General features: G+C 41.4%; 11 protein-coding genes. 5 read left to right on the forward strand and 6 right to left on the reverse strand.

The window, feature by feature from the left end; all coding sequences use genetic code 11:
• Positions 1-54: 54 nt before the first annotated feature.
• A complete protein-coding gene (leuC, locus tag HHO47_RS09605) occupies positions 55-1,455 on the forward strand; it encodes a 3-isopropylmalate dehydratase large subunit (RefSeq protein ID WP_169020106.1) in 1,401 nt (466 codons plus the stop codon).
• Positions 1,455-2,054 carry a 3-isopropylmalate dehydratase small subunit gene (gene leuD / locus HHO47_RS09610; protein ID WP_169020107.1) on the forward strand — a complete coding sequence of 200 codons (600 nt, stop codon included), beginning with the start codon at positions 1,455-1,457 and terminating at the stop codon, positions 2,052-2,054. The genes leuC and leuD overlap by 1 nt, the downstream gene beginning before the upstream one ends.
• Positions 2,055-2,140: 86 nt before the next feature.
• On the opposite strand, the gene folX is transcribed toward leuD, so the two are convergent.
• The 6 genes from folX to HHO47_RS09640 form a co-directional block, all read right to left on the reverse strand.
• Positions 2,141-2,500 carry a dihydroneopterin triphosphate 2'-epimerase gene (folX, locus tag HHO47_RS09615; RefSeq protein ID WP_169020108.1) on the reverse strand — a complete coding sequence of 120 codons (360 nt, stop codon included), beginning with the start codon at positions 2,498-2,500 and terminating at the stop codon, positions 2,141-2,143.
• A 4-nt stretch (positions 2,501-2,504) separates the two neighbouring features.
• Complete coding sequence (folE, locus tag HHO47_RS09620) at positions 2,505-3,059, reverse strand: GTP cyclohydrolase I FolE (protein ID WP_169020109.1); 555 nt, start codon at positions 3,057-3,059, stop codon at positions 2,505-2,507.
• 19 nt (positions 3,060-3,078) lie between these two features.
• Positions 3,079-3,798: a dihydromonapterin reductase gene (gene folM / locus HHO47_RS09625; RefSeq protein ID WP_169020110.1), complete on the reverse strand. Its 720-nt coding sequence runs from the start codon at positions 3,796-3,798 to the stop codon at positions 3,079-3,081.
• 312 nt (positions 3,799-4,110) lie between these two features.
• Positions 4,111-4,947: an ammonia-dependent NAD(+) synthetase gene (gene nadE / locus HHO47_RS09630; protein WP_169020111.1), complete on the reverse strand. Its 837-nt coding sequence runs from the start codon at positions 4,945-4,947 to the stop codon at positions 4,111-4,113.
• A gap of 110 nt (positions 4,948-5,057) precedes the next feature.
• Positions 5,058-5,681 (reverse strand): YceH family protein, encoded by a 624-nt coding sequence (locus HHO47_RS09635; protein WP_169020112.1) that lies wholly within the window; start codon positions 5,679-5,681, stop codon positions 5,058-5,060.
• 38 nt (positions 5,682-5,719) lie between these two features.
• Positions 5,720-9,085, reverse strand: a complete 3,366-nt coding sequence (locus HHO47_RS09640) for a response regulator (RefSeq protein ID WP_169020113.1) — start codon at positions 9,083-9,085, stop codon at positions 5,720-5,722.
• Positions 9,086-9,251: 166 nt separating this feature from the next.
• Between HHO47_RS09640 and HHO47_RS09645 the strand changes: the two genes are divergently transcribed.
• The 3 genes from HHO47_RS09645 (at position 9,252) to HHO47_RS09655 (ending at position 13,668) form a co-directional block, all read left to right on the forward strand.
• Positions 9,252-11,543 carry a penicillin acylase family protein gene (locus tag HHO47_RS09645; protein WP_169020114.1) on the forward strand — a complete coding sequence of 764 codons (2,292 nt, stop codon included), beginning with the start codon at positions 9,252-9,254 and terminating at the stop codon, positions 11,541-11,543.
• Between the two features lie 275 nt (positions 11,544-11,818).
• A complete protein-coding gene (locus tag HHO47_RS09650; protein ID WP_169020115.1) occupies positions 11,819-13,351 on the forward strand; it encodes a bifunctional GNAT family N-acetyltransferase/carbon-nitrogen hydrolase family protein in 1,533 nt (510 codons plus the stop codon).
• Complete coding sequence (locus tag HHO47_RS09655; protein WP_149982191.1) at positions 13,351-13,668, forward strand: DMT family transporter; 318 nt, start codon at positions 13,351-13,353, stop codon at positions 13,666-13,668. The genes HHO47_RS09650 and HHO47_RS09655 overlap by 1 nt, the downstream gene beginning before the upstream one ends.
• Positions 13,669-13,689: the final 21 nt, after the last annotated feature.

Below are 13,689 nucleotides of genomic sequence, written 5' to 3' on the forward strand. Positions count from 1 at the left end.
TTTTCACTCGCTGCACCGTCACGCGGCGAGTCACACAAATTAGGGGATCAACAAGTGGCCCAAACGTTATACGATAAAATCTGGCAAGCACATGTAGTTGCTAGTATTAATGAGCAAACAGACTTACTTTATATTGACCGTCATCTAGTACACGAAGTGACATCGCCGCAGGCTTTTGCTGGTCTGCGAGAGAAAAACCGTAAAGTACGTTGTCCTGAAAAAACCATCGCAACCATGGATCATAATGTATCGACTAAAAGCCGCTCATTAGATGCCGCCAGCGAAGTATCAAAAAATCAATTAATGGCACTTGATGCTAACTGTAAAGAGTTTGGTATTGTACTTTACGATTTAAACTCAATTAATCAAGGTATCGTTCATGTAATGGGGCCTGAGCAAGGTATTACTTTACCTGGCACCACCATAGTGTGTGGCGACAGCCACACCTCAACTCACGGTGCATTTGGTGCACTTGCTCATGGTATTGGCACCTCTGAGGTTGAGCACGTACTAGCGACGCAAACCTTACAACAGAAAAAAGCCAAGTCATTAAAAATTCAAATTAATGGGGTTTTACGTCCAACGGTTACAGCCAAAGATTTGATAATGGCTGTGATTGGCAAGCTTGGTACAGCAGGTGGTACAGGGTATGTAGCAGAGTTTTGCGGTGAAGGCATTGAGGCGTTATCAATGGAAGCCCGTATGACACTGTGTAATATGAGTATCGAAATGGGCGCAAAGGCAGGTTTAATTGCACCGGATCAAATTACTTATGATTATTTAAAAGGTCGCCCATTTGCACCAAAAGGCGCGGACTTTGATGCAGCCGTTGCCTACTGGGAAACTTTAAAAACTGACGAAGGCGCACAGTTTGATCTAGTTGTTGAATTAGAAGCTAGTAGCATTCAGCCGCAAATTACGTGGGGCACTAGCCCAGAGCAAGTTATTGGTGTGGATGAATCTATTCCTGATCCAGACAAAGAAGCTGATTTAATTAAAGCTGATGCGATCCGCAGTGCCCTTAAATATATGGGCTTAATTGCCGGTGATAAGTTATCGTCAGCGAGCGTAGATACGGTATTTATCGGTTCATGTACCAACAGTCGAATTGAAGACTTACGCGCCGCCGCACAAATTGTTGAAGGCAAGCAAGTGGCTGCTGGTGTTGAGGCGTTAATTGTACCGGGCTCTGGCTTGGTGAAAAAACAAGCTGAAGATGAAGGCTTAGCCGATATTTTCAAAGCGGCTGGCTTTGAATGGCGCGAACCGGGTTGCTCAATGTGCTTAGCAATGAATGACGACCGTTTAGGTGCAGGCAAGCGTTGTGCATCTACTTCAAACCGTAACTTTGAAGGTCGCCAAGGCCGTGGTGGTCGTACACACTTAGTAAGCCCAGCAATGGCCGCTGCGGCAGCCATCCATGGTCGCTTTGTTGATATTAGAGGAGAAGCCTAATGAGCATTTTTTTTAGTGGCTTAATGGCCCCACTTGATAAAAACAACGTCGATACCGACCAAATCATTCCCAAGCAGTTTTTAACTTCAACCAGCCGTGATGGTTTTGATGCGGCATTGTTTTATGACTGGCGTTATTTAGATAATGGCGAGCCAAACCCTGAATTTATTTTAAATCGGCCATGTTACCAAGGCGCGAAAATCTTGCTAACCCGCGACAACTTTGGCTGTGGCTCATCACGTGAGCACGCACCTTGGGCACTTAAACAATACGGTTTTGAAGTGATTTTGGCAGAAAGCTTTGCTGATATTTTCTTTAATAACTGCGGTAATAACCAGATGCTAGCGATTGCATTACCCGCGCAAACATTGGAAGACTTATTTGTATTAAGCGAGCAACATGACGATATTCATATCGACATCGATCTTGAAAATCAGGTGCTTACCAGCAACAAGTTTGCACCAATCGGTTTTGATATTCGCAAAGACGTAAAAGAACGCTTATTAAGTGGCTTAGATTTTATCGGCGTGACCGAAACACTAAATCCGCAAATTGACGCCTTTGAAGCAAAGCTGAACGCCGATCGCCCTTGGCAGTAGTGGTTTAAAAATTATTTAATCATGAAACGCGGCTAAGGCCGCGTTTTTGAGGGAAAATACTCTAAGTGCATTGTAAATGCGTTGCTTTAAGCTTTACTCCAATCGAGTGTTAGCGATACTGAATCTGCAAAGCGTAAAGCGTGCGGTTTATCGACCCGCGCCTTAGCATAATTGACACTAGAATGGCGATGACATACCTCGAGTATCTCTGCGACTAGTTTCTCAAGCAATAAAAAGTGCCCTTGTTCGACCAGCGAAATAACTTCTTTGGTGATCACTTTATAATTAAGTGCTTGTTCAACTTGATCCGTTTCGCAGGCTTGATCAGCAGGGTAGTGAATTTCTAAATTGATCACTACATCCTGTTTTTTCTCACGTTCATCGGGATTAAAACCAATAAAAGTGCGTAGCCGTAAGTTAGTTACATGGATAATTGCATTGGCCATATAGTTAGCCTTTTATAAGTTGCAAAAACTCATTGCGGGTTTTTGGATCGGCTCTGAAGTTACCTAGCATTACCGATGTACGCATACTTGAGTTTTGTTTTTCAACCCCGCGCATCATCATACACATATGTTTGGCTTCCACTATCACACCTACGCCTTTGGCTCCAGTGACTTCTTCAACCGCTTTAGCGATTTGATGAGTCAGTTGTTCTTGAATTTGAAAGCGGCGTGCATACATATCAACGATTCGGGCGAATTTCGATAACCCTAATACTTTGCCATTAGGAATATAAGCGATATGACAGCGCCCTACGAATGGTAATAAATGATGCTCACACATCGAATAAAGCTCTATATCTTGAATTAAAACCATATCATCTGCATCAGAAGTAAATACCGCATTATTGGTAATTTCTTCTAATGTTTGACGATAGCCTTTGGTCAAATATTCCATCGCTTTGGCGGCGCGTTTTGGCGTATCTAATAAACCTTCGCGTTGTGGATCTTCACCTATAGCAGTAATAATTTCGTGGTAACTATTTTTTAATTTATCGTGCATAAATTTCTCGATTAATCCGTTATTTTAAATGTCTACCACCATCGACGGGTAAAGAACGTCCCGTGATGTAATGGCTGCTAAGCAATAAATCGACGCTGTTTATAATTTCGCGACAACCGGGCTCGATGCCCATTAATGATTTTTTAAGGGTTTTTTCTCGATACTCATCGCTATCGTGATCATTAAAAATAATTAATGAAGGGGCGATAGCGTTCACTTTAATATTCGGGGCAAACTTAGCTGCAAATGATTTTGTTATATTTTCTAAGGCGGCTTTACTTGCGGCATATGCAATATGCTTTGGGCTTCCTTTTTCAACAACATAATCAGTTAAATGAATGATATCGGCAGGTTGTTGCTGCTGTTGCTGGAAATTTAACAGTAACTCGTTAAGCGCTAAGTTAATTAAGTAAGGTGCTTTGGCATGGATCCGCATCATGTTATCAAATAGCGTACTGCTATCTGGATTATTTGCTTCGCAGTCCCAACTCGATGCGTTGTGGATCACCGCCTTTAAGCTACTTGTGAGCAGCTTTAATTGACTGGCAAACTCATTAATGCCGTTGTCTGTGCTAAAGTCTGCGTACATACATACAGCACCATGGTCAGATAATTCATCAATCGCCAGATGACGAGTTCGGTAAGTAACGATAATAGCTTGCCCTTGGGCTATAAAATGTTTTGCCAGTGCTAAACCAATACGTTGGCCGGCACCTGTTATTAAAATGGGCGATGTCATAACTAAATACAAATCCTTAGGTTTTTTAATGCGATGAGCTGAATTACTATGAGTTTACTAACAACTATAAACTAAATTACAGAACTATTTCACCTTTACTGCAAAGATATTGCACTCAATTACAATCTGTTTGTACGCCGTAACGAACAGTTGCGATCATTTGCTTCAGTCGTATTTCATTCGCGGCTATTTCAGTGGTACGGTGGGAGTTCCGTAAGGCGCTTATGTTGGTGTTAAAGTGAAAAGCGGGCAATTCTTTTTATTGTTAACTGCCCAAGAAGTGTCATTTACGGTTTATGAGCTTATAACAACCTAAAGAACATCATAAATGGTTGGAATAGCTTGGCGTTTATGTTGAGTGCGTAGATAAATTGCGATTAGTTTTTCAGTTACCTCGTCACTGATTTCTTTGCCTTCTAGAAAATCATCAATTTGTGCATAACTTAAACCAAGGGCTTCTTCATCAGTAAGGCCTGGACGATCACACTCTAAGTCGGCAGTTGGCGCTTTATTAACGAGCAAATCGGGGGCACCTAACTGCTTGGCTAATGCGCGTACTTGGCGTTTTGATAAGCCAAATAATGGCGCTAAGTCGCATGCGCCATCACCAAACTTAGTATAAAAGCCAGTAATGTTCTCGGCGCTATGATCAGTACCAACAACGAGGCCTTGGCACAGTCCGGCAATTTCATATTGCGCTACCATACGTTGACGAGCTTTCACATTACCTTTAATAAAATCAATTTGTGCTTGTTCCGGCAGTGTATCACCGCAACCTACCACCGCCGCTAATGCTTGCTCATGCATACCGTCTGTTGCGGGTTTAATATTTACTGTTAGGCGTTTATTTGGTTGAATAAAATCAACTGCCAATTGCGCTTCAGCTTCATCAGCTTGCACACCATACGGTAAGCGAACCGCAATAAATTGATACTTATCGGTTTGTTGCTGCGCATTTAATTCGTTAACGGCGAGTTGGCATAAGCGACCACAGGTAGATGAGTCTACACCGCCACTAATTCCCAGCACTAAAGAGCGTGAATGTGCTGCCACTAAACGGTTTTTTATAAAGTTTACACGGCGTGTGATCTCGTTGTTGACGTCTATATTTGGCTGGACTTTCATTTCTGCCACTATTTCAGCGCGCATGCTGAGCTCTCCTAATAATATTACTGGTTGTCATGGTTATACCAATTAGCTTAAAAGCATGATCTCTATTTAATGCAATTGGAATTATTATCTAATTCAAAGGGTTTAATTTAAAGCCCTAAATGTAACTTAATTTTTTGTAATTCAGCTTTTAGCTTATCAATTTCAGCAAGTAACTCATTAAGCTCGCCAGCTTTGAGTGCTGGCAATTCTGGTGGCTCCACTGCAACAGCACTTGGTGGATCAGCAAATAAATGGCTGTAACGGCTTTCACGTTTGCCGGGTTCTCGCGGGTGCTTAGTTACATGCTCGGCGCTGATCAAAGCATTTAATGCCAGCTCAACTTCAGCAACATTATTAAACTCAGCAAGCCGATTGCTACGGGTTCTTAATTCTCCCGGGGTTTGTGGGCCACGTAGTAGCATTAAACAAATAATAGCGCGCTGTTGTTCCGTTAACTGTAAATTACCAAATTCAGTATTGCAAAAACGATGTGCAAACTTAGTTACGCGTCCAGATAATTCTTCGTCTAATGTTACTAACCGCTGGGCAATTAACGAGTCTAGCGCCTCTTGTATTTCAGTTTCGCTGAGTGTGAGTACGGGCTCTCGGTTCGATTTTTGATTGCACGCATTGGTCAATGCATTTAGTGACAGCGGGTAATGCTCTGGTGTGGTGCTTTGTTTTTCAAGTAGGCAGCCGATCACGCGTTGTTCAATAGCAGTGAGTTGCATAATAAATCCTTCTTTTTGTTATGCTTTAGCTTACACCTTTATTGTTTACCTAGCCATTGTTGCAGTTTCGGATTAAGCGCATCAAAATCGAGTGGTTTGGTTAGGTAATCAGTCATTCCTGCACTGAGGCATTTATCTCTATCGCCTTGCATAGCATTAGCGGTTAACGCAATAATAGTTACGTTTTTGTAGTACTCACCCGCATCCCCATTACGGATAGCCTTAGTTGCTTGGTAACCATCCATTTCTGGCATCTGGCAGTCCATCAATAATAGCTTGTACGGCTCTGTGGTTTTGCATTTTAGTTTTTCGATAGCCGCCACACCGTTTTCAGCGATATCAAAATTAATGCCTGCTTGTTTTAGTAATGCAGAAGCAACGACTTGATTTACTTTATTGTCTTCTACCAGCAGGATTTTGTCTTGATTTACAAAGTGTGTATTGTTGATTGCAATACTTGCTGGTAGTACATTGTTATTTTGTTGTTGCTCGATAAATTTTTCATTCACCAAAGAATCAAATAAGTCCGAAGGTGTCAGTGGTTTAAAAATCATGCAATCGGCGTCGATTGGCAAGTTTGCATGTGCTTCTGGTGAGAAACTCATTGGCGCCATAAGTATCAGTTTTACTTGATGCTCGCTGAGATAAACTTTCAGGCTATTAATTGCAGCAGCGTTGCTTTGCTGAAAAAAGCTATAATCAAGCAACACAGCATCAATTGGTTCATCGCTAGAATTAAGATAATAACTCAAGGCTAGGTAATTTTGGAGAATATGCGCACGCGCGCCCCATACATTCAGTTGTTTCTGTGCAATTGAGCTATTTAATGGACAAGTATCGACAATTAAAATATGTTTGTTTGTGATTAAATGGCTCGGTAAGTCTTGTGGTTTACCCTGTAGCGGCTGTACTTTAATGGAAAAAGTAAAGGTACTACCTTGACCATAAACACTGGTGGCGTTGATTTCCCCATCCATCAAATTACAAAGCTGCTTAACAATCGCCAAGCCCAAACCTGTGCCGCCATATTGGCGAGTAGTTGAGGTATCCGCTTGAGTGAAAGAATCAAATAATGAAGCTTGTTTGTCGGCTTTAATACCAATACCGGTATCAATAATTGAGCAATCTAAAAAAGTCGCGTTAGTGGTATTTTTTAAATTTGCACTCACGATAATTTCACCATTATGAGTAAATTTAACGGCATTGCCGAGTAAATTATTAATAATTTGGCGAAGCCTATTTGGGTCACTAACAATCTTATTTACATTAATTTTAGTGGCATCTAAAATCAGTTTAGTATTCTGTTGCTCTACTTTAAGGGCAAATGACTCGACAACTTCACCTAGTAATTTCGGTAAATTAAAGGCAATCTCTTCGATATCTAATTTACCAGCTTCAATTTTTGAAAAATCCAGAATATCGTTAATTATATTAAGCAGCGATTGTGCTGATGATTGTGCTAATTCAATATGATGCGTTTGCTGAGGATCTAACTTAGTTTGTTGCACAATGTTAAGCATCCCGAGCACACCGTTCATTGGGGTGCGAATTTCGTGGCTCATGCTCGCTAAAAACTCTCCTTTTGCGGTTACAGCTTGCTCCGCAGCTTCTTTTGCTGTAACTAATTGTTGCTCAGTTTCTATACGTTGTTCGCTAGAATACAAGCTGCCAATTAAAGCGGCAACGGCAATTAAAAAGCTTTCTTCGTTACGCGACCATGCCCGCGGATAGTGACAATGCTCAGCACAAACAATACCAATCGCTCCGCCTCCAGTAGGAATAGATACACACAGTATTGATTTTATATCGAAAGGAGCTAAATAGTGTGCTGTAAGAGGGGTTGTAAATTTATTGCTCTGTGCATTTGAGGCGCGGATCACAGCTTGATTATCAATGGCTGTAAAAAAATCCTTTAACTCAGTTTGCAGCCATACTGGTAACGCAGTGTTATTTGGTGTGTGTTTACCATGATGGGCAAATGATTGCAGTTGATCTCTTGCATCATTGAACAGCCATATACTGGCACGTTCAACATTAAATGCATCGCAAATTGATTGTGTAATAATATCTTTTGCTTGTTTTAAATTGCCAGTCAGCACTGCGTTATTAACGGTAAGAGAGGCGAGTACCTCATTATGCAAAGCGGTTTTACTGCTTTCTAACTCAATACATTTACGCACGTTTATATCTTGTAATGAGCCAAAAATCTTAATACAGCGGCCATTACTGATTTCTGCTTCACCATGCATTAACACCCATAAAGCATTACCTTTAGAATCGATAACCTCGAGCTCAACTTCGTAACTTTCACCATATTTAATCGCTCGCTCAACGAGCTTTTTTATCGTGTCGCGGCTTTCGCCTTCTTTAAAATAGGTAAAGTTCGTTGGCCAATCAGGTTGTTCGTCTAACGGATATTTGAAAATGTTTTTGGTCATATCTGACCAATATACTTGTTGTGTTTCAAGATTAAATGACCAAGCGCCAATTTTCGCAAGACTACTCATTGTCACTAGCATCTTTTCGTTTCTCAGCTGGCGATTGAGCATTTTTAGGAATAATAAGAAGGCTAAAATTAGTAACCCACAAATAGTAAATATTGCTAATCGCAGTGGCCAAATCGTAGAGTTTGGTGGTGCCCAACCGACTTTAGGGGTCACAAAAATTTCCCACTCACCCCCTTGAAAGGTTAAAGTAAATTCCAGAGGGTTGCGCTCTAAAATATCCGCTTTACCACGGAAAAACTCTCCTTTTAGACCCAAGCCATTGCGTCCTTGGATGGCGACATCGTAGTCTTCTTCTAGCTCGAAGATACCTGCTTTTTTATATATTCTTTCAATGTCGAGCACCACCGATAGCAGTCCCCAAAAATGTTTATCAGGAGGAAGGTAAACTGGGATTCGAGCAATTAATGCTTCACCACCTTGCACTAATGTAAGTGGGCCTGCCATAACTATTTCATTGTTGTCACGTGCACGAATTGCATCTGCACGTTGTGCTTTGTTCTCTAAAAAGTTTAGCCCGATGGCTTTTTCATTGCCTGCCAATGGGTAAGTCATGCGGAGCACCATATCAGGTGCACCGCCGATATTGCGTAATTCAGATGAGGTGGCGAATAATGGTGCGGCAATTTGTGTAAAACGCTGTTGATCTAAATTAGGCTCTGCAGCTACTGCAACAGCTAAACCACGTACCAATTGAATATTTGATACTAATGTTGATTCAAGTTGAGTACGGTAGCTACTCACTTCAGATAAAATTAATAGTCGATGAGATTGTTGGGCACGTTTATAACTGATCTGATCAAGCACTAAACCAATTAATAAAATAAAAATGAGCGAGCACCAAAATATCAGTTTAAATTTGTATACTTGTTTGTGATCATATGTCTTTAACAATGGCATTAGCGACTGGTGCTTTTATATTTGGCTGTTCAACTATAGTCAATTTATCACGGAAATAAAAATAGTCCGATACATTGAGCTATTTGTTTTTTATTTATTTAAATTACCGCATTTTTCATAAAACTATGGTTATGATAGTGCTAATCAAGAGTGAAAGGACAGGTTCATGTTTAAAATTATCAAGTGGCTGGTGTTAGCAATCGTAATTTTAGGATTAGCCGCAACGGCTGTTATTTATGGTGTACTGGCAATTAGTTTACCGGCGCTTGATGGTAATGGGCGTAGTACCTACGTCAGTCAAGTGGTAAAAATCTCCCGAGACCAACTGGGTCAGGCCGTTATCTCAGCTGAGAACCGCCTTGATGCGGCGTATGCTTTAGGATTTGCCCACGGGCAAGATAGATTCTTTCAAATGGATTTACTGCGCCGTAATGCTGCGGGTGAATTGAGTCAACTGTTCGGCAAAGCAGCATTGGATTTGGATAAAAAAATGCGCTTTCACCAGTTGCGAAAACGCAGTGCTATGATTGTTGAACAATTGCCTCAAGCTGATCAAGCATTATTAACAAGTTATGCCGCTGGCGTTAATGAAGGCTTAGCACAGGTAGGTTTTAGCAGTTTTGAATATTTACTAACAGGCGCTGAGCAAAAGCCTTGGCGCAGTGAAGACAGTTTGTTAGTGATTTACAGTATGTACTTAGATTTACAAACAGCGACCTTTGAACGTGACCAAGCGTTAATTCAAATTGCCGATATTTATGGCCCAGCAATGGTCAGTTTTTTAACTCAACCCAGCCAATATCAAGCGGCTTTAGATGGCAGCACACTCGCACCTTATGATTTAGCTATTCCTGAATTTCCTAAGCAAACCTTACAAGCTTTACTCAGGATTGACGAAAATCAAGAGCGCGGTAGTAATAACTGGGCGGTAACTGGGCAGTTAACGACCACAGGTGCAGGGATGCTGTCGGATGATATGCATTTGTCGATGGCAGTGCCGGTTATTTGGTATCGTGCGCAACTTAACTATGTAAAGTCAGGAATAGTGAGCCAAGTGACAGGGGTTTCCTTGCCTGGTGCGCCAGCAATTGTGGTCGGGACCAATAACAATATTGCGTGGGGATTTACAAATGGTTACCTCGATACTGCCGATTGGATAGCATTAACTGATAACAGTAAAACATGGCAAGAAATTGAGCAAATAGCACTACCCGATGGGTCAATTGAAGAATATCAGCTGACATTGAGTGAGTATGGTCCAGTACGAGAAATAAATGGCAAGCCTTATGCGCTCAGCTGGGTTGGCCATCAACCTTATGCAGTTGACATGGATTTATTAAAATTAGAGCAAGCAACCACAGTCGATGACGCGCTGCTGATCGCCAGTGAAGTAGGTATTCCAGTACAAAACTTAATGGTGGTAGATAGCCAAGGTAATGCGGGTTGGAAAAACATGGGAGCCATTCCTGGGCGTATTAAGCCCAGTGAACTAGCTGTTCCGGAGCATGCTTACTCAACACTTTGGCAGCATAATGAACAGCAAAGGCCGGAAGTTAAAAATCCTGTTGATGGCCGTTTATGGACTGGAAACTCTCGCGTTGTATCGGCTTTGGATGATCAGCGTTTTGGTAATGGTGGGTATGCCTTGGGAGCACGATCGAGTCAAATTCGTGATAGATTGTATGAAAAACAACATTTTAATGAAGCTAATTTTAACCAGTTGCAGCATGATAATCAGGCGCGCTTTTTACAACCGTGGCATAGCTTATTGCTGCAACAGCTTAATAAAAATAGTACGGCTAATCAGCAGTACATAAAAGAATTAGAAAACTGGCAAGGTTGCGCTTGTGCAACGTCAATTGGCTATACGCTGGTTAGGCGTTATCGTGATGAAGTTATCAATAGTGTATTTACGGCTATGCAAGCAAAGCTAAAGACTCAAGGTGGTTCATTAAAGTATGTTAAACGTGATTTAGAGCCAGCAATATGGCAGCTTATTGAACAGCAACCAGATAGCTGGTTAAATCCACAATTTGCTGATTGGGATGCACAATTAACTGATTCATTTCGTCAAGTTGTCAGTAATTTAAGTAAAGAGTTTGGCAGTAACTTAAAAGGTTGGCAGTGGGGTACAGTGAATGAATTAGTTATTGAGCATCCATTCGCACAGCAAATACCACAACTAAGTAAATTATTAAATATGCCGACAGCGCCAGGATTTGGCGATAGTTATATGCCAGCAGTGCAGGGGCGTAGTTTTGGTGCGTCACAGCGATTTATTGCTCAACCTGGGCATTTAGAAAACGCCATAATGGCCATTCCCGGTGGCCAGTCAGGGCATCCACTATCGCCATTTTATCGCGCAGGATTTGATGACTACGTAACTGCAAAACCAACGCCGTTATTACCGCAAACACTAATGCATGAGATCACAATCTCACCTGCTAATAAGCTTTAGATGAGTAAAGCCAGCTTGTATTAAGGTAGTAATGGTCGTTTGATTTTGGCCATTACTTTTACTCTTATGAAGTGTACTTAAGCTAAGTGTTAGGCTAAAAACCGCCAAACTAAAAAATTATACCTACATATACTTACTTCAACACTGTTGTTGGTGCTATCTTAAAAATAAACCAGCGCTAGGTATGCTGCACTAAGCAGGCGTTCAGAGCTGATCACGTATTATGCACGTATTGAACTATCAAATTTAATGTTCTACGCCTAAAGGAGTTGTGTATGTCGGCAGAAAAAACCCATCTTGAGATTTGTAATTTAACTAAAGAGCAGTATCCACAAGTAAAAACCTTGATGGATCAAGCTTATCCAGATTTAGGTGGGGCGTGGCCTAGTCATACCATTTTCCGATTGATTGACCAGTTCCCTGAAGGCCAGTTGGGGATGGTTGACGATGGTGTACTTGTGGGCATTGCCTTGAGTGTGCAAGTGGATTACACGCGTTTTTCAAATCCACACACCTATGAAGATATTGTTGACGGACATGACCGGGTATTTAGTGACCCTGATGGTGATGCGCTGTATGGGTTAGATGTGGTTATTTCGCCTACGTATCGTGGTATGCGTTTAGGGCGCAGGCTTTATGATGCGCGTAAAGAATTATGTCGTCAGTATAATCTGCGGGCTATTTTGGCTGGTGGTCGTATTCCGCGTTATTACAATCACAGCAATGATATGAGCCCAACAGAATATATTGCCAAAGTCGATCATAAAGAGCTGTATGATCCAATTTTAAGTTTTCAATTGTCGAATGATTTCCAGGTTAAACGCTTACTTAAAAAGTATTTACCGGAAGATCAAAATTCGGTGGGTTATGCCACGTTACTTGAGTGGAATAACATTATGTTTGAACCGACCGACACGGTACTTGAATCAACGAAGTCGATAGTGCGAGTAGGTGCAGTGCAATGGCAAATGCGCAGTGTTGAGTCGGTTGAAGAAATGCTCACGCAGGTTGAATATTTTGTAGACACAGTGTCTGATTACAAAAGTGATTTTATTCTCTTCCCTGAATTTTTTAATGCGCCACTGATGGGGCTGACAGAGCAAAGAAATCAAACCGAGGCTATTCGTTATTTAGCAGAATACACTGAGACTTTCCGTGATGCGATGTCGCGCATGGCGATTGAATATAACGCCAATATAGTCACCGGCTCGATGCCGCTGGCCGAAGGCGATAAAATCTATAATGTCAGTTATTTATGCCATCGCAGTGGTAAAATTGACGAACAGCGTAAAATTCATATCACGCCTCATGAGCAAAATGATTGGGTGATTCAAGGTGGTGACAAAATTGCGGTATTTGATACTGATGCAGGGCGCGTGGGGATTCAAATTTGTTACGATGTTGAATTTCCTGAATTGTCGCGTATTTTAGCAAACCAAGGTCTCGATATTCTGTTTGTGCCATTTTGGACCGACACCAAAAATAGTTATTTACGAGTACGCCACTGCGCACAGGCGCGGGCCATTGAAAACGAATGCTACGTGGTTATTGCCGGCTCGGTAGGTAACTTACCTGAAGTTGAAAGCTTAGATGTACAATATTCACAATCTGCCGTATTAACGCCATCTGATTTTTCGTTTCCACATGATGCAACATTAAACGAAGCAACCCCCAATACTGAAATGCTGCTATTTAGCGATTTGGATATGGACAAATTAAAAGTGCTACACAGTGAAGGTACGGTGCGTAATTTAAAAGACCGTCGTAAAGACTTGTATGACGTAATATTGAAAAAGAGAGAAAATTAATGGCGTGGATTTATTTAATTATTGCCGGCTTGCTGGAAATTGGCTGGCCTGTAGGATTAAAAATGTCGCAAGAGGGTGAACATCGCTGGTTAGGTATTGGCATTGCTGTGGCGTTTATGGTTGCCAGTGGTTTTATGTTATGGCTGGCACAGCGTGATATTTCGATGGGGACTTCCTACGCAGTGTGGACAGGCATTGGCGCGGCAGGAACATTTTTAGTAGGGATACTATTTTATAATGATGCAGCAACATTCGGCCGTATTGCCGGTGTATTAATGATTATTAGCGGTGTTATCACATTGAAAATCAGTCATTAATTCAGTGAATTAAAAAATAGA

The sequence above is a fragment of the Pseudoalteromonas arctica genome (assembly GCF_012927645.1).
Taxonomy (GTDB): Bacteria; Pseudomonadota; Gammaproteobacteria; order Enterobacterales; family Alteromonadaceae; genus Pseudoalteromonas; species Pseudoalteromonas arctica_A.